This window comes from Micromonospora sp. NPDC023956, assembly GCF_040639195.1.
Taxonomy (GTDB): Bacteria; Actinomycetota; Actinomycetes; order Mycobacteriales; family Micromonosporaceae; genus Micromonospora.
On record NZ_JBEZZN010000002.1, the window covers coordinates 386,157 to 405,627 of the forward strand.

The 19,471-nt window shown below is 71.6% G+C and carries 20 protein-coding genes, 1 tRNA gene and 1 pseudogene; 11 read left to right on the plus strand and 11 right to left on the minus strand.

All coding sequences use genetic code 11. From position 1 onward, the window contains the following. Positions 1–38 precede the first annotated feature (38 nt). Both AB0F58_RS04220 and AB0F58_RS04225 read left to right on the plus strand, forming a co-directional pair. On the plus strand, positions 39–1,223 hold the full coding sequence (locus AB0F58_RS04220; protein ID WP_357138682.1) for a hypothetical protein: 1,185 nt from the start codon (positions 39–41) through the stop codon (positions 1,221–1,223). Positions 1,224–1,451: 228 nt separating this feature from the next. Continuing rightward, positions 1,452–2,561 carry an ice-binding family protein gene (locus tag AB0F58_RS04225; protein WP_357137654.1) on the plus strand — a complete coding sequence of 370 codons (1,110 nt, stop codon included), beginning with the start codon at positions 1,452–1,454 and terminating at the stop codon, positions 2,559–2,561. A gap of 141 nt (positions 2,562–2,702) precedes the next feature. On the opposite strand, the gene AB0F58_RS04230 is transcribed toward AB0F58_RS04225, so the two are convergent. Together AB0F58_RS04230 and AB0F58_RS04235 are read right to left on the minus strand one after the other, a co-directional pair. Further along, on the minus strand, positions 2,703–3,785 hold the full coding sequence (locus AB0F58_RS04230; protein WP_357137656.1) for an NAD-dependent epimerase/dehydratase family protein: 1,083 nt from the start codon (positions 3,783–3,785) through the stop codon (positions 2,703–2,705). 79 nt (positions 3,786–3,864) lie between these two features. Next, positions 3,865–4,164, minus strand: a complete 300-nt coding sequence (locus AB0F58_RS04235; protein ID WP_357137658.1) for a hypothetical protein — start codon at positions 4,162–4,164, stop codon at positions 3,865–3,867. A 119-nt stretch (positions 4,165–4,283) separates the two neighbouring features. On the opposite strand from AB0F58_RS04235, the gene AB0F58_RS04240 reads away from it, so the two are divergent. From AB0F58_RS04240 to AB0F58_RS04250, 3 genes are all read left to right on the plus strand, one after another. Continuing rightward, positions 4,284–4,355, plus strand: a tRNA-Lys gene (locus AB0F58_RS04240). Positions 4,356–4,513: 158 nt separating this feature from the next. Further along, entirely contained in the window at positions 4,514–4,789 is a 276-nt protein-coding gene (locus tag AB0F58_RS04245) for a type II toxin-antitoxin system prevent-host-death family antitoxin (protein ID WP_357137661.1), read from the plus strand. Further along, a complete protein-coding gene (locus AB0F58_RS04250) occupies positions 4,786–5,043 on the plus strand; it encodes a Txe/YoeB family addiction module toxin (protein ID WP_357137664.1) in 258 nt (85 codons plus the stop codon). The genes AB0F58_RS04245 and AB0F58_RS04250 overlap by 4 nt, the downstream gene beginning before the upstream one ends. 52 nt (positions 5,044–5,095) lie before the next feature. Here the strand turns inward: AB0F58_RS04250 and AB0F58_RS04255 are convergent. Continuing rightward, positions 5,096–5,269 (minus strand): annotated as a pseudogene (locus tag AB0F58_RS04255) (site-specific integrase); the annotation flags it as partial. Between the two features lie 53 nt (positions 5,270–5,322). Here AB0F58_RS04255 and AB0F58_RS04260 point away from each other — a divergent pair. Then, positions 5,323–6,528, plus strand: coding sequence for a helix-turn-helix transcriptional regulator (locus AB0F58_RS04260; RefSeq protein WP_357138685.1), 1,206 nt, complete (start codon positions 5,323–5,325; stop codon positions 6,526–6,528). A 175-nt stretch (positions 6,529–6,703) separates the two neighbouring features. Here AB0F58_RS04260 and AB0F58_RS04265 read toward each other — a convergent pair whose 3' ends face one another. Beyond that, complete coding sequence (locus tag AB0F58_RS04265) at positions 6,704–6,883, minus strand: hypothetical protein (RefSeq protein WP_357137666.1); 180 nt, start codon at positions 6,881–6,883, stop codon at positions 6,704–6,706. On the opposite strand from AB0F58_RS04265, the gene AB0F58_RS04270 reads away from it, so the two are divergent. Together AB0F58_RS04270 and AB0F58_RS04275 are read left to right on the plus strand one after the other, a co-directional pair. Then, positions 6,873–7,682, plus strand: a complete 810-nt coding sequence (locus AB0F58_RS04270) for a helix-turn-helix domain-containing protein (RefSeq protein ID WP_357137668.1) — start codon at positions 6,873–6,875, stop codon at positions 7,680–7,682. The genes AB0F58_RS04265 and AB0F58_RS04270 overlap by 11 nt on opposite strands. 3 nt (positions 7,683–7,685) lie before the next feature. Next, complete coding sequence (locus tag AB0F58_RS04275) at positions 7,686–7,925, plus strand: hypothetical protein (protein WP_357137670.1); 240 nt, start codon at positions 7,686–7,688, stop codon at positions 7,923–7,925. A 235-nt stretch (positions 7,926–8,160) separates the two neighbouring features. On the opposite strand, the gene AB0F58_RS04280 is transcribed toward AB0F58_RS04275, so the two are convergent. The 5 genes from AB0F58_RS04280 to AB0F58_RS04300 all read right to left on the minus strand — a co-directional run bounded on the left by AB0F58_RS04280 (position 8,161) and on the right by AB0F58_RS04300 (position 12,919). Beyond that, positions 8,161–8,958 carry an ABC transporter ATP-binding protein gene (locus tag AB0F58_RS04280; RefSeq protein ID WP_357138688.1) on the minus strand — a complete coding sequence of 266 codons (798 nt, stop codon included), beginning with the start codon at positions 8,956–8,958 and terminating at the stop codon, positions 8,161–8,163. After that, positions 8,955–9,956, minus strand: a complete 1,002-nt coding sequence (locus AB0F58_RS04285; RefSeq protein ID WP_357137673.1) for an iron chelate uptake ABC transporter family permease subunit — start codon at positions 9,954–9,956, stop codon at positions 8,955–8,957. Before AB0F58_RS04285 ends, AB0F58_RS04280 begins: the two co-directional genes overlap by 4 nt. Positions 9,957–10,018: 62 nt before the next feature. Then, a complete protein-coding gene (locus tag AB0F58_RS04290) occupies positions 10,019–11,068 on the minus strand; it encodes an iron chelate uptake ABC transporter family permease subunit (RefSeq protein WP_357137675.1) in 1,050 nt (349 codons plus the stop codon). Continuing rightward, positions 11,065–11,940 (minus strand): iron-siderophore ABC transporter substrate-binding protein, encoded by an 876-nt coding sequence (locus AB0F58_RS04295; RefSeq protein WP_357137678.1) that lies wholly within the window; start codon positions 11,938–11,940, stop codon positions 11,065–11,067. Before AB0F58_RS04295 ends, AB0F58_RS04290 begins: the two co-directional genes overlap by 4 nt. A gap of 127 nt (positions 11,941–12,067) precedes the next feature. Continuing rightward, positions 12,068–12,919 carry a siderophore-interacting protein gene (locus AB0F58_RS04300; protein WP_357137681.1) on the minus strand — a complete coding sequence of 284 codons (852 nt, stop codon included), beginning with the start codon at positions 12,917–12,919 and terminating at the stop codon, positions 12,068–12,070. Positions 12,920–13,498: 579 nt separating this feature from the next. On the opposite strand from AB0F58_RS04300, the gene AB0F58_RS04305 reads away from it, so the two are divergent. After that, a complete protein-coding gene (locus AB0F58_RS04305) occupies positions 13,499–13,933 on the plus strand; it encodes a hypothetical protein (protein WP_357137684.1) in 435 nt (144 codons plus the stop codon). 10 nt (positions 13,934–13,943) lie between these two features. Here AB0F58_RS04305 and AB0F58_RS04310 read toward each other — a convergent pair whose 3' ends face one another. Continuing rightward, on the minus strand, positions 13,944–16,037 hold the full coding sequence (locus AB0F58_RS04310; RefSeq protein WP_357137686.1) for a prolyl oligopeptidase family serine peptidase: 2,094 nt from the start codon (positions 16,035–16,037) through the stop codon (positions 13,944–13,946). A 338-nt stretch (positions 16,038–16,375) separates the two neighbouring features. Here AB0F58_RS04310 and AB0F58_RS04315 point away from each other — a divergent pair, with 338 nt between their 5' ends. Then, a complete protein-coding gene (locus AB0F58_RS04315) occupies positions 16,376–17,521 on the plus strand; it encodes a hypothetical protein (protein WP_357137689.1) in 1,146 nt (381 codons plus the stop codon). Between the two features lie 86 nt (positions 17,522–17,607). Here AB0F58_RS04315 and AB0F58_RS04320 read toward each other — a convergent pair whose 3' ends face one another. Then, complete coding sequence (locus AB0F58_RS04320; protein ID WP_357137691.1) at positions 17,608–18,225, minus strand: TetR/AcrR family transcriptional regulator; 618 nt, start codon at positions 18,223–18,225, stop codon at positions 17,608–17,610. Between the two features lie 63 nt (positions 18,226–18,288). Here AB0F58_RS04320 and AB0F58_RS04325 point away from each other — a divergent pair, with 63 nt between their 5' ends. Next, positions 18,289–19,461 carry an FAD-dependent oxidoreductase gene (locus AB0F58_RS04325; protein ID WP_357137694.1) on the plus strand — a complete coding sequence of 391 codons (1,173 nt, stop codon included), beginning with the start codon at positions 18,289–18,291 and terminating at the stop codon, positions 19,459–19,461. Positions 19,462–19,471: the final 10 nt, after the last annotated feature.

Below are 19,471 nucleotides of genomic sequence, written 5' to 3' on the forward strand. Positions count from 1 at the left end.
GTCACGGGCGCCGGAGCGCCTAGCATCGACCGGTGCGCATGAGATCCGCCGTCGCCCTCCTCGCCCTGGCGGCCGTCGCCGTCACCGGCTGCGGCTCGTCCGGGCCGGGCCGCGAGCCGGCCACCGAGATCCCGGTCGCCACCGGGTCCGCCCCGGCCGCCGCGGGCCCCAGCCCCGTACCGGGGGCGTCGGTCGGCATGGGCGGTCGGAGCGCGAGCCCGACCCCGAAGCCCTCCGGTGGCGGCGTGCTGCGGGCCGGCAACCCGGGCGGCGGCGCCTCCGTGCCGGCCGAGGCGCGGGCGGCGGACACCTCCCGCCCGACCCGGGTGATCGGCACCGGCACCCCCGCGAGCTGTACCTCGGACGCGGTGGTGAAGGCGGTCGCGGCCGGCGGGACCATCACCTTCGACTGCGGCCCGGATCCGGTGACGATCCGGATGCGCGCCACCGCGAAGGTGCGGAACGCCAACGGGCCGAAGATCGTGCTGGACGGCGGCGGCAGGGTCACCCTCAGCGGCGGCGGCGAGCGACGCATCCTCTACATGAACACCTGCGACCAGGCTCAGGGCTGGACCACCTCGCACTGCCAGAACCAGGACCACCCGCAGCTCACCGTGCAGAACATCACCCTCACCGGCGGAAACTCCACCGGGGACGGTGCCGAGGGTGGCGGCGGGGGCGCGATCTTCGTCCGGGGCGGCCGGTTCAAGGTGGTCAACGCACGGTTCGTCGACAACCGCTGCGACCGCACCGGACCGGATCTCGGCGGCGCGGCGCTGCGGGTGCTCAGCCAGTACGAGAACAAGCCGGTGTACGTGGTGAACAGCACCTTCACCGGCGGTTCGTGTGCGAACGGCGGCGCGCTGAGCAGCATCGGCGTCAGCTGGTCGGTGCTGAACAGCGTGTTCCGGGGCAACCGGGCGGTCGGTGCCGGGGCGAACCCGGCCCGGGCCGGCACGCCCGGCGGCGGCAGCGGCGGGGCGATCTACTGCGACGGCAACGGGTTCAGCGTCCGGATCGCCGGCACGATCGTCGAGGACAACCGCGCCAACGAGGGCGGCGGCGCGGTCTTCTTCGTCAGCAACGACCGCACCGGCACGATGACGATCGAGAGGTCCACGCTGCGGCGGAACCCCAGCGCCGGATTCGAGACGCGCGGCTATCCGGGGATCTTCTTCCTCGGCGCACGCAACCCCACGGTGAGCGGATCGAAGCTGGGCTGACGCCCGAGCCGGCGCTCCGGCCACGACCTGCGACCCCCTCAGCAGTTTTGGATGTTCAGCCCCTCTCGCCCAGATTTGTGTGCAAAAGTCCGATTAAGGACATCTGTACTTCCGGGTGACGCCGAGGCCGCCGTCGTGACGGCGCTGCCGGAGGACGCACCATGAGAGGGCCACATCGTGACAGTCATTTCGATCCTTCGTCGTCGACTCCGTCTCCGCCGCCGCGTCGTGCTGCCGGCACTCGCGGCCGTCACCGCCGGCTGCGCGGCCACCGCCGTACTGCTGCTCAGCGGAACCGGCGCCAACGCCCAGGTGGCACCGGTCGGCCTGGGCACGGCGGCGAACTACTCCGTACTGGCCGGCTCCACCGTCACCAACACCGGCCCGACCTTCCTGGGGCAGAACCTCGGCGTCCACCCCGGCAACACCGCTCCCGGCTTCCCGCCGGGCCTGGTCGCGGGCGAGATCCACCTCGGTGACGCCGCCGCCCTCCAGGCCAAGAACGACCTGACCACGGCCTACAACGACGCCGCCGGTAGGACCCCGTTCACCAGCCTCCCCTCGGAACTCGGCGGAACCACGCTCACTCCGGGGATCTACCGGATCGGGGCCGCCCAACTGACCGGCACCCTGACGCTCGACTCGCAGGGTGAGGCGGGGGCGACGTTCATCTTCCAGATCGCCTCGACCCTCATCACCGCATCCAACAGCAGCGTGGTGTTCATCAACGGCGCCTCGCCCTGCAACGTCTACTGGCAGGTCGGCAGCTCGGCCACGATCGGCACCGGCTCCCAGTTCGTCGGCAACATCCTGGCCCAGACCTCGATCACCATGAACACCGGCGCGACCCTCCAGGGCCGTGCCCTGGCCCAGACCGGTGCCGTCACGCTCGACTCCAACGTCATCACCGCTCCCGTCTGCCTCCCACCGACGGGCAGTCCGACCGCCACCCCGACGGGCACCCCGACCGGCACGCCCACCGCGACCCCGACCGGCACACCTACCGCGACGCCCACCGGCACCCCGACCGCGACACCCACGGGCACGCCCACCGGGACTCCGACGGCGACACCCACGGGCACGCCCACCGGGACTCCGACCGGCACGCCCACGGCGACCCCCACCGGCACCCCGACGGCGACCCCGACCGGCACGCCCACCGGCAAGCCCACGGGGACGCCGACCGGGGCCCCGACGCCGACCCGTACCGAACTTCCGGTGACCGGTACTAGCGGCGGCAGCGGACGGATACCCGTCCTGACGGCCCTCGGCAGCATCGCCGTCGCCACCGGCGCGGCACTGCTTCTCCTCTACCGTCGCAGGACCTTCGAGTCCTGACCGCGCAGATCCCGGCGGCCGGTGACCGGCCGCCGGGGTCGTCAGGCCTGACGCGTGACCGGTCACTCCGGATCGTCACGGGCTGACGCCCGACTCGGCTCGCCGGGTCGGGCGTCGGTCGTCTCGGCCGGCGGCGGAGAGTCAGTACGGGTTGCCGTGCCCGGCGGGGCGGCCCAGCAGCAGCGCACCGGGGCGGCCGGCGAGATCGTTCCGGGCGGACATCGGCGGGCTGGGCGTGTGCCCACCGTCGGCCATTCCGGCGAAGAGTTCCCGCAGCGCGGTCAGCGCGTCCGTCTCCGGCCGCCAGCCCAGCTCGGTTTCGGCCCGTTCGCTGGACATCAGCGGCACACCCAGGGCCAACTGCACCCAGCCCGGATCGACCGGCTGCAACCGGGCCCGCCAGGTCAACGCCGCCGCCGTCCGGAGCACCGGGGCGGCCACCGGCACCGTCCAGCCGTGGAAGTGCCGGGCGACCAACTCCGGGGTGAGCACCGGATCGGCCGCCACGTTGAACGCGCCGCGCGCGTCGCCGAGGACCGCACGGGCGTACGCGTCGGCGACGTCGTCGGCGTGCACCGCCTGCATGCGTAGTCGAGGGTGGGTGGGCACCAGCGGGAGCCGGCCGTACCGCAGCAGCCGGACCGGCGCGAACGGCCCGAGGAAGTAGCGGGTGATCTCGGTGGCCGCGTCCCGCTGGAAGACCAGCCCCGGCCGGAGCCGGACGATGCGCAGCCCCGGGTGCTCCCGCTCGACCCGGTCGAGCAGTTCCTCGACCGCCGCCTTGTCCCGGCTGTACGACGACGCGCGCACCCCGGTCGTCGGCCAGCGCTCGCTGACCGGGTGGTCCTTCGGGCCGGGCGCGTACGTGCCGACCGACGAGGCGTAGACCAGGGCCGGCACCTTCGCCCGGAGCACCGCGTCGACCACCGTACGGCTCCCGCCGACGTTGGTCCGGTGCAGCTGCCGCTGGTCGTGGCTGGGCTGGATCTGCCAGGCCAGGTGCACCACCGCGTCCGCTCCGGCGAAGATCCCGGCGAGCTGGTCGACTGCTCCCGGTTCACCGATGTCGCAGGAGTGCCATTCGGCCGCGTCGTACGGCGATCCGGCCGACGGGTCGGGCAGGCGGCGCGCCACCCCCACCAGTTCCAGCCCCGACTCCCGACGCAACCGGCGCAACAGAGCCGTGCCATGGTTCCCGCTGGCCCCCACCACCACGATCCGCATGCCGGTCCGGTACCCGGTACGGCCCGTTCCAACCGTGCCCGCCGACGCTCGGCCGGCCCTGTACGGCGGGGAGGAGTGCTCAGGGCCGGGGTGAGTGGCGTTCCCAGCTCTGCCGGCGGCGTCCGCCGCGCCCACCGACGGCGGCCAGGCAGCGCGGGCAGATCCGGCCGACCCGGTCGGCCCCGGTGAGCTGGTCGGTGGCCGAGTAGTCGAAGGGCACGTGCGGGAAACGACGCAGTCGGGTACGGCTCAACGGCAGCCCGCAGAGGGTCTGGTTCTGTCCCGGCAGCCAGGCGTGCACCTCGCCCGCCGGCTGACGCGCGTCGTCCCCGGCCACCTCGCCCGAGGCGGCCACGGCGGCGGTCCTGGTCGGTTTCATGCCTCCCACGGTTCCCGTGGACGACCCGGTGCATGCCGCCGACCCCGCCCCGGCAAGGGCCGACACCCCACCGGAAGCGACGAGCGATCAACACGCGTCGTCCGGTAGCCTGAGCGCGCGGGCCGCTAGCTCAATGGCAGAGCTGTGGACTTTTAATCCATAGGTTCAGGGTTCGAGTCCCTGGCGGCCCACTCCATCCAGGTCAGCGCCCCTTCGCGGGTCCGCTTGAGCCGCGCTCTCGGCTCGTACAGCAGCCAGCAGTACCCGTGGGTGCACCGCCAGGTCGACCAGGAGTGATACGCAGACCCCACCTGAGGTACAGTTTTCTGTACTTGCCTCGGAGGTGGTCATGCGCACCGTGAACTTCACCCAACTACGACAGAACCTGGCCGCCGAACTCGACAGCGTCATCAACGACGCGGAGGAGGTGGTGGTGACCCGGTCCGGACACGAGCCTGTGGTGATCGTGTCGCTCGCCGAGTACGAGTCGATGAAGGAAACCGAGTACCTCCTGCGCAGCCCGAGCAACGCCGCAGCTCTGCGCCGATCGATCGCGGAGCTTGAGCAGGGCGACACGGCCGAGCGGGATCTGGTCGACCCGGCCACCGTCCGGGACGTCGCGTGAGGCTGGTCTTCACCGCGACCGCCTGGGATCAGTACCTCAGCCACACCGACCGGAAGCTGGTCAAGCGCATCAACGACCTCATCGCGGACGTGATGCGCAACGGATACGAGGGCATCGGCAAACCGGAACCCCTTCGGGGAGAGCTGTCCGGCTTCTGGTCCCGCCGGATCGATCGCGAACACCGGCTGGTGTATCGGATCACCAAGAACGACGTCGAGATCATCGCCTGCCGATACCACTACGTCGACCGGTAGCGGACCGGACTGGAACCAGGGGCGGCGGCCGCCCCGACCGAATCAGTACGTCCTACCGGTCCAGCGCACTGCCGAGCCGCTTGAGGGCATCGCGGGTGGCCGCTGAGGAGACCGCCGTGTAGATCTCCATGGTGATGGCGAACTGCGCGTGCCGGAGGATCTGCATCGCCACCCGAGGATGCACGTCCAGGTCCGCCAGGAGTGAGGCGCAGGTCCGCCGGGCGTCCCGGACGAGGGTGGCGCGTTGTACCGTCCGTAGTGGTTGTTTGCCGACGAGAGCTGGGGCGCGTTCCTCCTTCCTACGCCGGGAGCGTCGTTGTGTCGCACGTCGATCCGCGTTTCGGGGTCCGGCTGCGGGCCCTGCGTGCCGAACGGGGTCTGTCCCTGCGGGCGCTCGGGCAGCTCGCGCATCGGGGTAAGAGCCACCTGCACGATCTGGAGACGGGTGCCAAGGCTCCGACGCCTGAGACGGCCCGGCATCTGGATGAGGTTCTTCGGGCTGGCGGGACGCTTGCGCGGCTTGTTGGTCAACCTGTCGACCACGACGCGGAGGCCGATGAGCTGCTGGCTCGGGTGCGTGCCAGCGATGTGAGCGCCGAGACGCTGACCCGGATCGAGGCGGGCGTCGACGATCTGGCGAGCGCGTACGCCACAACGCGGCCGGTGGACCTGCTTCCGATGGTGCGGCGGCATCTGGCGTACGTGGGCCGGCTGCTCGACGGCCGGGGAACCCTTGCGCAGCGGCGGCGTCTGATCGTTGCCGGCGGTTGGTTGACCGTGCTGCGGGCGACGGTGCATATCGATCTTCAGCAGCGTTCCGCAGCCGGCGCGCACCTGGCCGCCGCTGCCAAGCTCGCTGAACACGGCGAGCATCCGGAGATTCAGGCGTGGTGCCTGGAGACCCAGGCGTGGGACCGGCTCACCCGGGGCGAGCACCGGCAGTCGGTCGAGCTGGCTGAGCAGGCTCAGCGGGTGGCACCTCGGGGTAGCTCGGCGCACATTCAGGCGACGGCGCAGGAGGCGCGGGTGTGGGCGCGGGTGGGTGATGTCCGGCGGACCCGCGATGCGCTGGACCGTTTGGAGCGGTTGACCGCGAACCTGCCCGTGCCGGAGCGGGCCGAACATCACTACCGGTACGACCCGACGAAGGCGCTGGCGTACACGGCGACGACGTTGTCCTGGGCGGGCGACCCGGCTGCGGCACAGGTCGCCCGGGTCGCGTTGGCGGAGTTGGATCCGCACGGGGACGGTGGCGACAGGCCCCGACGCTCCGCTTCGGCGCGTCTCGACCTGGCCTTGGCGTTGGTCGCGGCTGACCAGCCCGACGAAGCCAGTGCGGTCGCTGCTGAGGCGATCCGTTCTGGGCGGGTGGCGTCGTCGAACTGGTGGCGGGCACGAGAGGTGCTCCGGCGGGTCGAGCAGGCCGGTGCGGCAGAGGCATCGGCGCTGCGCGAGGTCTACGAGACGTACCGGCCCGCCGCCTGACAGCGGACAGCCGGTGCGTCCAGAGGACACGCGGCACCTTCAGGTAACCGCCCGATCACTCGATGCTGTGATCGAGGGCGGGATCGACGCGTACAGACCGGCAACGGGGACGAGTGCGACCCGCTCGGAGCCGGGTGCGGCGGTGTCGGTCCTTCCAGAGCACGCCGCCGCGCCCCTACCAGCGGAGGTAGGGATGAGCGAGGAAGATCCGTCCGAGAGCCGAGGCGAGCAGATCCAGGCAGCGGAACGCGAGGCCGCCCGGCAACGGATTCTCGCGCAGGCCGAAGCGGATCGAATACCAGCCGAGGAGACGGATCGGGCGGTGCCGGATCGGCGGTGGCGTCGTGGACAGCACTGAGCTGTTGCCGGTCGGTCGTCGGGTGGCGTACTGGCGGGGTCGACGAAAGCTGTCACAGCAGGTGCTTGCCGATCGGCTCGGCAAGTCGAAGAGTTGGGTGGACAAGGTCGAGCGGGGTGTTCGGTCGCTGGACAGGGTGTCGACCCTTCAGGACATCGCTGCGGTGCTGCGGATCGACACGGCAGTGCTGCTCGGCCGGAACGCCCAGCCGGCCGGGGTGGCCGAGCGCGCCGAGGGTGTGGAACGGATCCGCGTAGCTCTGTCGGCGTACGAGATCGCCTTGGAGCGCCCGGCGGCCCGCCGCGTGCTGCCGGCCGACCGCCTGGTGCGGGAAGTCGCGCACGCGTGGACCACCTTCCAGCACGCCCGCTACCCGCAGACCGCCGCCGAGCTGATCAACGAGGCCGCCGACATGGCGGCGCGGGTAGGGGACGGTCACGACCACCATCGCACCGGATTCGGGCCGACAGCGGTTCAGCTCGCCCGCGTCGCCGCAACGGTGGAGTCAGGCGACGCAGAGGAAGCCGTGGCCTGGCATGAGAAGGCGACCACGCGGGACGGGTGGCGGTGGCTGCCTGCCGAGCACCGTGCCGCCCACCTGATCGATGCCGCCCGCGCTTACCAGTACGCCGACGACCCGATCAACGCCGGCCGGGTCCTGATGGAGGCCGACCGGATAGCACCCGCCGAGATCCGCCACCGACCAGCCGGCCGGGACGTCCTCGCCCAGGTCGCCCGCGACCCCGCCGCCCCGACGACGCTCATCCAGCTCGCCGCCACTCTCGGGGTGGGCTGAGCGGTGACCGCGCCGTTCCTGTCCCTGGCGCAGATCCGCAACCGGCTGATCCTCACCGCCCGTGCGATCCTCCGTGACCACCGACGCGGACCCGACGGCCGCTGTCCGATCTGCCGGACCGCAGCCTGCCCGGTGGCGACCGCCGCCCGCAACGTCCTCCGCGCAGCCGAGGAAGTACAGCAGCGGAGTACCGCAACCGAGCCGACCGAGCCCGACCGAGACGACCCCCAGCAGGCCGGGTGACCTCGGACGGCACCCCATCCAGCCGCCTCGCCGACAATCCATAGGTTCGGGGTTCGAGTCCCTGGCGGCCCACCGCATAGTGTTATCCCGCTGTTGACCTGCGCTTCCGTGGTTCGCATGACCGAGGCATCGCCTCGTGGGTAAGGGTTCCGCCCGGCTTGCTGGATTGGTCATGACCGGGATTGGCCAAAGTCGGCGGTCAGGGATCACCGTCGATCGTGGCGCCGGGGCCGGCTCAGCCGGCGGCCGGCTCCCGGGTGTCGGCTGGTACGACCAGCGGCGCTCCGGTGACCGGGTCGGGGACGACCTGGTTCGGCATCCCGAAGACCTCGGCGACGAGTCCGGCGCCCACCGTCGAGGCGGGATGGCCCTCGGCCACGATCCGGCCGTCGCGCATCGCCACGAGATGGGTGGCGTACCGGGCCGCGTGGTTGAGGTCGTGCAGCACGGCCACGACGGTGCGGCCCTGGGTGACCAGCCGGTGCAGCACGTTGAGCACGTCGATCTGGTGAGCCACGTCCAGGTAGGTGGTGGGCTCGTCGAGCAGGACGAGGGGCGTCTCCTGAGCCAGCACCATGGCGATCCAGGCCCGCTGTCGTTGCCCGCCGGAGAGTTCGTCGACCCGGCGGTTGGCCAGGTCGGTCGTGCCGGTCGAGGCCAGGGCCGATTCGACGGCCTCCTCGTCGGCCCGGGAGAAGCGGCGTAGCACCCGCTGGTGGGCGTAGCGGCCCCGGCCGACCAGTTCCCGGACGGTGATCCCCTCAGGCGCGGTCATGGTCTGCGGTAGCAGCGCGATCCGGCGGGCGCGTTCCTTCGCCGGCAGGGCGACGAGGTCCGACCCGTCGAGCAGGACCCGCCCCACGGCGGGGCGGAGCAGCCCGGCGAGGGCCCGCAGGAGTGTCGACTTGCCGCACGCGTTGGGCCCGATGAGCACGGTGAACGAGCCGTCCGGCACCGCGAACGACAGCTCCTCACTGACAGTCCTCTGGTCATAGCGGAGAGTGACGCCGTCCGCGCGGAGTCGGGCGTTCAGTTGGTCGACCATCTGGTCCTCCTGAACTCGTGGACGAGCAGCCAGAGCAGGTACGCGCCGCCGAGGGTGACCGTCACCACCCCCACCGGTACGGTCAGCGGGATCACGTGCTGGGCGACCAGGTCGGAGCCGAGCAGCAGTAACGCCCCCACCACGGCGGTGGCGGCGAGCGGCAGGCCCGGTGCCCGGACAAGCCGGCGGGCGATCTGCGGGGCGGCCAGGGCCACGAAGGAAATCGGACCGGCCACGGTGGTGACGGCGCTGACCAGGACGACCGCGACCAGCACGAGGGCGGCGCGGTCCCGGTCGACCGCGACTCCGCTGGCGGCGGCGACGTCGTCGCCCAGTTCCAGCTGGGCCAGGGCCGCCGACCACAGGGGAGTGACCGCCAGCAGCGCCAGGATGACCCCGGCCGCGGGCCAGACCACCTCGGCGGTGGCGGTGTTCAGGGAGCCAGCGCCCCAGGCTGCGGCGAAGAGTGCCGCCTCCAGATCGATGCGGAGCAGCAGCCAGGTGTTGGTGGCGGCGAGCATCGAGGAAACCCCGACGCCCACGACGATGAACCGGAACCCGGAGAGCCCGTCCCGGTACGCGAGCAGGTAGATCGCCAGGGCGGCCAGCAGGCCACCGGCGAGCGAGCCGAGCATCAGCAGATGCCAGCCGCCGCCGAGCAGCAGCAGGGCGATCAGCATTCCGCAGAACGAGCCGTTGGCCAGACCGATGATGTCCGGGCTGGCCAGCGGATTGCGGGTGATGGTCTGGAAGATCGCACCGGCGACGCCGAGCGCCGCGCCGAAGGCGATGGCGGCGGCGATGCGGGGCAGCCGCCACTCCAGCACGACGGTGCGGGTCAGCCCGCCGATCCGGCCGCCGAGCACGCCGAGGACCTCGTCGAAGCGGAGCGGGAAGTCACCCACCCAGAGGCCGATCACCGCCAGCGCCGTGACGAGGAGCGCGGCGGTGACGCAGACGGCGGCCTCGCGTGCGCCGACGGCCACGTGTGCGCGGTCGGTGCCGAGTACCAGCCGGCGGCGTCCTTCGGTGCGGTGTGGTGGCCGGCTCACAGCGCCGTCGCCCGTCGGCGTCGGGCCAACGCGATCAGGACCGGTGCGCCCATGAACGCGGTGACGATGCCGACCGGCATCTCGCTGGGCAGGACGGCGACCCGGCCGAGTACGTCGGCGAGCAGCACCAGGACCCCGCCGGCCAGCAGGGATCCGGCGAGGATCCGGCGCTGGTCGGCGCCGACGCCCCAGCGCACCAGGTGCGGCACCACGAGCCCGACGAACGAGATGGGGCCGGCGACGGCGCTCGCCCCACCGGCGAGCAGGGTCACCGCGCCCAGCACGAGCAGCCGGGTCCGGACGAGACTGACTCCCTGCGCGGCCGCCAGGTCCGGGCCGAGCGCGAGTGCGTTCAGGCTGCGCGCCGCGAGCAGCCCCGCGACCAGTCCGGCCGCGATCAGTGGCAGCACCGGGAGCACCACGGCGGTGTCGCGTTCGAGCAGGCTGCCGGCGTTCCAGCCGCGCATCCGGTCGAAGGTGTCGGGGTGGGTGAGGGTGACTCCGGTGGTCAGTCCGGCCAGCACCGCGCCCGTCGCCACCCCGGTCACCAGCAGCCGGGTCGGGGTGGCCCGCAGGTCGGCGGCGCCGCCGACGGCGTACACGGCGATGGCGACCAGGAGCGCGCCGAGCAGGGCGAGCCACATGTAGGCGGCCGGTGAGGTGAACCCGAAGAAGGCGATGCCCACGGCGACGAACGCGGCGGCTCCGGCGTTGACGCCGAGGATGCCCGGTTCGGCGAGCGCGTTGCGGGTGAACGCCTGCATCAGGGCGCCCGCGACCCCGAGCGCGGCGCCGACCAGCAGTCCGGCCAGGGTGCGCGGCAGGCGCTGTCCCCAGACCACGTACTGCGCGGTCTCGGTGCCCGCGCCCCGCAGCGCCGCCCACACGTCAGACGGGGGCACCGGGTTCGCGCCGACGAAGACCGACAACACCAGCGACCCCATGAGTACGGCGACCGCCCCGGCCAGCCAGCGCCGGGTGGTACGACGGCGCGCGGCACGGCCGGTGGTCGGCGGTGCCGCGCGCGCGGATGCGGTGGTGGTCAACTCGACGCGGCGAGGAGGCGTTCGAGGTCGTCGAGGACGGTCTGCCCACCGACCGTGCCGACCCCGGTGATCCAGAAGGACTGGTCGACCAGGTGCAGGCGGGGAAAGGCGGCGGCGTTGGCGCTGACCGAGGCCGGGATGGTGCTGCGGTCGTTCACGTCGACGGTGGTGACGAAGACGTGGTCGGCCTTGGCCTCCAGCACCCGCTCGGGGGAGATGTCGACCGAGATGGAGTTCTCCCAGTCGCGCTGCGGGGTGGTGAAGCCGACGCACTCCAGCGTGCTGCCGGCGAAGGAGGTGGGCCCGTACAGCGTGAGGACGCCGTCACGGGGGCGGATGAGCTGTGCGGTCTTGCCGGCGGTGCCGAACTTCTTGGCGATTTCCGCGCACCGCTGCTGGTAGCCGGTGAGGAGCTTGTCCGCGGAGCCCGCGCCGCCGAGCGTGGTCGCGGTGAAGCGGACGTTGTCCTGCCACGGGTCTGTCTGCGAGGCCATGAAGACGGTCGGGGCGACGTCGCTGAATTGGGCGTAGAGGGCGGAGTGCCGAGATTCGGTGCCGATGATCAGGTCGGGCTTGAGGGCCGCGATCTTCTGCACGTTGGGTTCCTGGACGGTTCCGACGGTGGTGATGCCGGCGGCCTTGTCCCCGAGGTACTTGGGCACGCCGGCGGCCTCGTTGAGTACGGCCGCGCCGACCGGGGTGATCCCCAGGGCGATGGCGGTGTCGAGCTGTACCGGTTCGAGGACGACGACTCGGGTCGGCGCGGCCGGTACGTCGGTCTTGCCGCGCGCGTGCTCGACGGTTCTGGTGTCGCCAACGCTGCTCGCCGGGTCGGAGTCGGCGGAGCCACAGGCGGCCACGACGAGCGCCATCGTCGAGGCGACGGTGAGGGCGAGGAGGCGTCGGCGGGTTGTTCGAGGGGGTGTCGAGCACATGGTGCAGGGTTCCCGTCTGGTGACTTACGGTGATGGCCGGGCGATGGGATTAGGTTAGCGTAACCTAATCTGCCACCTCCTCACGGGCTGGGCGATCGTGCCAGTACCCCTGCGTGTGAACCCGCTCCGGGGCGATGCGCACCTCGGCGAAGAGCTGGCGCACTTGCGTAATCCTGCTACTCTCCGTAGCCGCCCAGGCGTAGAAGTGGTTTCCCAACCCGGCCGCCGCAGCACCGTGCTCGGCCAGCCAGTCACCCACCATGGCGGTCAGCACCGTCCCGCCCCGGGCCCCGCCCCGCAACCCGACCTCGACCGAGTGGCCGGCGGTCACGTCGTCGAGGGTGGCGGCATCCGCCGCGGCGCCGGCCTCCAGCAGGACCGTCGCCCGCACCCCCGGCCCGAGGCTGGGCAGAATGCCCCGCACCGCCGGGTACGCCGTCTCGTCCGCCGCGATCAGCACCCGCGTCGCCGGCCCCGGCTCCCACTGCACGCCGTACCTGGGCTGGCCGGCCTGGACGTGCGGACCCGACAGGATCAGTCGGCCGCCCGGTCGGGCCCCCGCCGCCCAGCCGCTTGCCGGACCGTGCGGCTGATGCAGGTAGAAGTCGAGGTCCAACTCACCCGCCGTCGGCCGTGTCCGGTACGCGGTGTAGCTGCGCAGCCATGGACGCTCGCGGTCGGGGACGGACCGCCACTCGCGCCGCCACACCTGCTCGGGCAGCCCCGCCCGCAGTCCGGCCGGGTAGTCGCCGGTGGTCGGCAGCATGATCTTGATGCGCTGGTCGAGCTGGTGCGGGGCCAGATCCCGCAGTCGTTCGTCGCCGAGCGTGACGCGGACGAACCCGGGCGACAGTCGCCGGGTCGCCGTCACGGTTGTCTCGAACAGGATGTTGGGCGAGTTGCGGAAGGCAGACATGCCGGCAGAGGTTAGCGGGCCCGGCCCGGCCTGCTCATCGGCCCGGTTCTGCCTGGCCGCGCGGACCGGCTTGTCCTCCAGCTCCCGGGTGCGCCGCAGGGAACCACTCCCCGTCGCGGAAGCCAAGGCCCGGATCGTCAGATCGAGAACGGCGATCTGGGGGCCAACGAAATGGCGACCCTCAGCCGGTATGCACGAGCGCCGGGGCCCGGATGCGGATCGTCTTCGACTACGGCAGCGACCTTCGTCAGATCACCTGATCCCTGCCCCGCCAGCTCCACCAAGATGTCGATGCGGCCGTCCCCGGGGGACGGCATGACGCGCTGGCGGTGCTCCACCGCCGTCTCCAACGCGGAACACCGGAGATGAAGAGCAGCGAATCGCGGCTATTGCACCGGCACCCCTGCCGGACGCAGACATGAGGATCAATGCTGAAGCCGTGTCGATGCGATGAGGGGTCAGCGCCCCTGCGTGGAGGCCGCTTGCGCCGCCGCCTGCGCACGGACCAGTGCCGCTGCCGGGCGATCTGCTCGGGCCGCGCGGCAGTGACGGCTGGAACGACCTCGTTATGGTGTGCTCGTGGCGAACGGGACAGCTGGCTGGGGAATGAAGTTCCTGCTCTGGGTTGGCCTTCCCTTCCTCGCCCTCCTCGGGCTGGCCCTCGCCGTACCCGACGTCGCTGCGGCCTGGCGGGCGAGGTCCGGCGACGGCACGTCGGGCACCTTCACCGCGCGCTACGAGACCTGCAGCCGCAACTGCACCTGGCACGGCGACTTCGTCCCGGACGGGGACGGGGCGCCGCGTAACGACGTCATCGTCTACGACGGGCCGGACGGGCTGACCCCGGGGGCCACCGTGGCGGCCCGCGACACCGGTGCCCGCAGGGGTGTCTTCGCCGCCCAGGGCGGCAGCACGTGGCTGCTCTTCACCGGGCTCGCCGTGGGCGGCGCGCTTGCCGCGATCGGCTGGGTGGTCATCCTGGTCCACGCGCTGGCCAGGCGACGCCGGACGTAGCGGGAGCCGGTCAGCTCACGACCTGCGTCGTGCCGTCCGGCACCGCCGACTGACGCGGTATCAGGCGCTCCCCTGGTCGCCCGGCCAGCCGCTGCCACAGGAACTCCAGCGTGAGCGCCCAGAGGAAGGCTCGTTGCTCGTTGTTGGCCGCGGCACCATGCCCGCCTTCGATGTTCTCGTAGTACGACACGTCGTAGCCGTGCTCGCGTAGCCGGGCCGCCATCTTGCGGGCGTGCCCCGGGTGCACCCGGTCGTCCCGGGTCGAGGTGACCAGCAGCAGTGGCGGATACGGTCGACCGGCGCGGACGTTGTGGTACGGCGAGTACTCGCGCAGGTAGGCCCAGTCCGCCTCCCGGTCGGGGTCGCCGTACTCGGCCATCCAGGAGGCGCCGGCCAGCAGCCGGTGGTAGCGCCGCATGTCCAGCAGCGGCACGTGGGCGACCACCGCGCCGAACAGCTCCGGGTAGCGGGTCAGCATCACCCCCATCAGCAGTCCGCCGTTGCTGCCGCCCTCGATCCCGAGCTGTGCCGGCGTGGTGATGCCGCGCGTCACCAGATCGGCCGCCACCGCCGCGAAATCCTCGAACGCCCGGGGCCGGTTCTCCCGCAGCGCGGCGCGGTGCCACTCGGGGCCGTACTCCCCGCCACCCCGGATGTTCGCCACGACGTAGGTGCCACCCCTGGTCAGCCAGGCCCGACCGATGGCGCCGCTGTAGCGCGGGGTCTGCGACACCTCGTATCCGCCGTAGCCGGTGAGCAGAGCCCGCACGCCGGTGGCGGCGGGATCCCCCACCACGAAGTACGGCACCCTCGTGCCGTCGGCCGAGGTGGCGAAGAACTGGCGTACCGCCATGCCGTCCGCGTCGAAGAACGCCGGCTCCCGCTTGAGCGTCTCGACCGGTCCCCCGACCTGCCCGAGCCGGAGCGTCGCCGGTTGGAGGAAGCCTGCCGAGGCGAGCAGGTAGGCGTCGCTGTGGTCGGGGTCGGTGTCCGTGACGACGCTGTGGTCGTGTTCCGGCACGCCCGCGAGCGGTGCCCGCTGCCAACCCGTGTCGCCGGGCGTCCACACCTCCAGCCGGCTCCGCACGTCGACGGTGGTGGCCAGGATCAGGTGGCGCCGGGTCCAGACGTGGTAGCTCAACGCGGTGCGGGCGTCGGGCGTGAACAGCACGGTCATCTCCCCCGCACCGGCGAGGAACGCGTCGAATCTGGTCGCCAGCAGCGCCCCTGCTGGGTGGGTGACCCCGTCGAGCGTCCAGGGCGAACGAGGCCGGATCACCAGCCATTCCCGGTGTACGTTCCACTGGGCGTCCTCCGGCACCGGGATCCGGACCAGCTCATCCGCCGCCGTCAGCAGGTAGTTCTCTGCCCGGTAGAAGTCCAGGCTCCGGACGACGAAGTCACGTTGGAAACCGGGTGTCGGATCATGCGAGGCGAACACCTCCACGTCATCCGGCTGCCCTTCGTAGACGACCTCGGCCTCCGACAGCGGGGTGCCGCGCCGCCACCGTTTGACGGTCCGGGCATGACCGGAGGTGGTCAGCGACCCGGGCCCGAAGTCGGTGGCGACGTAGACGTGGTCCTCGTCGATCCAGCAGACGCGGCTCTTGGCCTCCGGAACCGTGAAGCCGTCCCCGACGAACGAACGGCGGTGGAGGTCGAACTCGCGAACCACCGCCGCGTCCGCACCGCCTCGGGACAGGCTGATCAGGACGCGCTGGTGACCGGGCCGCAGCCGGTGGACGTCGCTCCAGACCCAGTTCTCCCCCTCCCGCGCGGCCAGCGCGTCGACATCGAGCAACACGTCCCACTCGGGCTCGGGTCGGCGGTACTGGTCCAGGGTCGTGCGGCGCCACAGTCCGCGCGGGTGCGCCGCGTCCCGCCAGACGTCGTAGTAGAAGCCGTCCCCGCACCAACCGGGGTAGGAGATGCGCTCGTCGGAGTCGAACACCTGCCGGATGTCGGCCCGCAGGCCGGAGAACGTCTCGCTGCCCGTCAACGCCGCGACGGTCTCGGCGTTGCGGTCCCGCACCCACCGGGCGGCATCGTCGCCGTCGAGGTTCTCCAGCCACAGGTACGGGTCGTCGCCCTCGTCGCTCGCCACCCTCGCAACTATCCCCGACGCCTCGGTCGTCGCCGTACCCGCTCCCTGTCGACATGGCGACTCGGGTCGGCCCGCCGTCGGCCTCACCGCTTGCCGGACCGCCGGGTCACCACGCATTCGTACGTCAGAGGGCATTGCGAACGGCCTGATCTGCCATTTTGCCCGGACCGGGTTCTCTGCGCACCACAACGCCGAAGACGTGTGCAAGAAACCCGACACGTCGACACGGAATCTGAGTAGGTTTCGCTTCGCCCAAATTCCCATTCCTGCCGCATGCTTGCCGGGTTCAGTTCGGGGCGCGAGCCGTGGGGGTGCGCCCGGTGCGAGAGGAAACAATCATGCAGCCAGAGCAGCCGAAAGACCCGAAGCCGCCGACCATCCGTGAGATCGCCCGCAGGAACTCCCTGTTCTACCTGCAGGTCTCCCTTTATCAGTTCGACCTGGCCACCGGCATCAAGATCCGCAGTTACCAGCGTGATCGCTTCCACACCGCCTCGCTCGGCAGCTCGGTCATCAAGTGGAACTACGACAACCCGGAGCAGGCAGTCCGTGATCTGACCGCCAACAACGGCGAGAAGGTGATGGAGTTCGTCAAGGAGGCCACGCCCTACAGCAAGGAGTCGAACAAGCTGGGGGCGTCCGGCTTCACCGACTGTCTGTCGGGTGAGAAGTTCCACATGTACACGCACGTCAGCAACGCGGTGCCCGTGCCCACCCTGTTCCAGCCGCTGTTCGGCAACACCCGGTCCTGGATGCCGCTCCGCGGGCTGCTGTCGGTGTTCCCACCGTCCGGCGGTGAGGTACCGCAGGTCCCGCGGATCAGTCAGCCGGTGATCGACGACTCTTCGGCCAACAGTGACCTGAGCAAGGAGTTCGAGCACGACAAGGCGCTTGTCGAGTACCGGCAGAAGCGTTGGGCGGAGAACGTTCCGGTATCCGGGCCGATCGCGCTGGGCAACGTCTTCGTCAAGGCCAGCCAGGGCAATATCGTGGAGAACGACCTGTACGTCGTCCGGTATTCGCTGATGAGCACCTCGGACGTGCACGCCCTCGACGGCGAGGCGTTGTGGATGCAGGTCTACGACAAGCGCGACAAGACCACGAGTTTCATGGCCGTCGGCGGTGGCCGCAACAACGTGTGGGGTATCGACAAACTCAACAACCGTACCGCCGGATTGGTCTTCTCGACCATGCATCACACCTTCGGCGCGCTGATGGGGGCTTTCGCCAAGAGCAACAAGAACGTTCCCGAACTCACCACCGGCGTGACCGGAATCGCCTGGTCGCAGTCGTTGCAACTGCTGCGTGACAATCCGGCGCTGGGCATCCGCCGCGGGCTCGCCAGCGGATTCGACGTGGGCAGCCGACTGATGGCGATGGTCCGCCAGGGCGCGGGCATGAATGTCGTCGACAGCCCCGGCGGCGACGACGACCTGGTCGAGATCAGTGTGACGGTCGACCCGGTCGACGAATCCGACATGTAGCAGGCCGAACGTGTCCATCCGCTCGGGCCGTGCCACCGACGAGAGCCCACGTCGGGGCCACCGTCCGGGCGGATGCGTAAGCGCCTCTAGCCGCTCATCGCGCGGAGCAGGGTCGCGATGGCGGCGGCGAGGTCGCTCCGGCTCTCGGGGGTGCCCGGCTCCGGTGCGGACCGGGTGCCCGCACCGACGAGACGGTCGAACAGCAGTCCGTCGAGGCAGGCGACGAGATGGTCGCCGGCCCGTTCGGGGTCGGTGGCCCCGGCCGCTGCGAGGATCCCCCGGGCCTGGGCACGCGAAGCGGTGCCGTGGTCGAGGATCACCCGCAGTTCGGGGTGGTGGGTGGCCTCGAGCAGGCACGCGTACCGGGCGAGCATGCGGCTGCGGCCGGCGGTGAGCCACCGGTCGACGAGTGCGGCGATCTGCGTGGCCAGCTGGTCGAGGTCGGACGGGCCGAGGCGTCGTCCGGGCCCGAGAGCCGGGGTGTCGCCCGCCGGCAGCGAGTTCTCCGCCAGGTCGACACGGTCCAGGTCGGCGATCCGTTGGACGAGCGCCTCGATGAGTGCCCTGCGCGTCCGGTAGTAGGCGGACGTGGTGCCCAGCGGGAGGCCGGCGCGGGCGTCCACGGCGCGATGCGTCAGCCCGCGCATGCCGAGGTCGGCGACGACCGCGATGGCGGCGTCCGTGATCACGGCGAATCGTGACATGCCTGTCTCCCTCCGGTTGTCGTAGTATCGACTTCTACATCTGTAGAAGAAGAGGGTGGGGGCATGGACGGCGCCAGGGCCGTGGTGATCGGGGCGGGGATCGGTGGGCTCTGTGCGGCCATCGGGCTCCGCCGTCGCGGGTGGGACGTGACCGTGCTGGAGCGCGCCCCGGCCTTCGCCGAGGTGGGCGCCGGCCTCACCCTGATGGCGAACGGACTGCGCGGGCTGGACGCCCTCGGCGTCGGCACCGCCGTACACCGGGCGGGTCACGCCGACGCGCCCGGCGGTGTACGGACACCGAGTGGACGGTGGATCTCCCGCGTCGACGGCCGGGCGATGACCCGGGTCCTCGGCACGGCCGCCGTCGGCATCCACCGGGCGCACCTGCACCGGGTCCTGCGGGACGCGTTGCCCGCTGCGGTGCTGGTCGGTGGGGCCGAGGTCGTCGACGTCACGCCCGGTCCACCGCCGCAGCTGCGGTACCGCCGCGACGGGCAGGAGACCACCGAACGATGCGACCTGGTCGTCGCCGCCGACGGCATCGACAGCCTGGTCCGTTCCCGACTGTGGCCCGACCATCCGCGCCCCCGCCACGTCGGCTCGACCGCGTGGCGCGGGGTGACCACCGGCGCTCCGGACGGGGAGATCCCCACCGCCGTCACCTGGGGCCACGGGAGCGAGTTCGGCGTCGTACCGCTCGGGGACGGCCGGGTGTACTGGTACGGGGCCGTCACCGCCGGCCCGGATCAGGACTTCCCCGAGGGGGACGGGATGAGCGTGGTCCGGGCCCGCTTCGGCACCTGGCACGCACCCGTCCCGGACGTCCTGGACGCCACCGACCCGGCGACGGTGATCCGGACCGACCTGTACCACCTCGACACCCCGCTGCCCTCGTTCCGGCGCGGGGCGGTCGCGGTGCTCGGCGACGCCGCGCACGCGATGACCCCCCACCTCGGCCAGGGCGCCAACCAGGCGATCGAGGACGCCGTGGTGCTGGCCGCACGCTGCACGCCCGGCGGCGACGTGGACGCCGCGTTGGCCGCGTACGACCGGGAACGCCGGCCCCGCGCCCAGCAGGTCGCCCGGGCCGCCCTCCAGGTGGCCCGCTTCGGACAGCAGTTGCGCCATCCCGTTGCCGTCGGTCTGCGCAATGCGGCCATGCGGCTGACTCCGCCCCGGGTCGCCCTGCGGTCGATGAGCCGGCACGCCGACTGGACGCCGCCTCCGATCCCGTGACGCCGGCCCG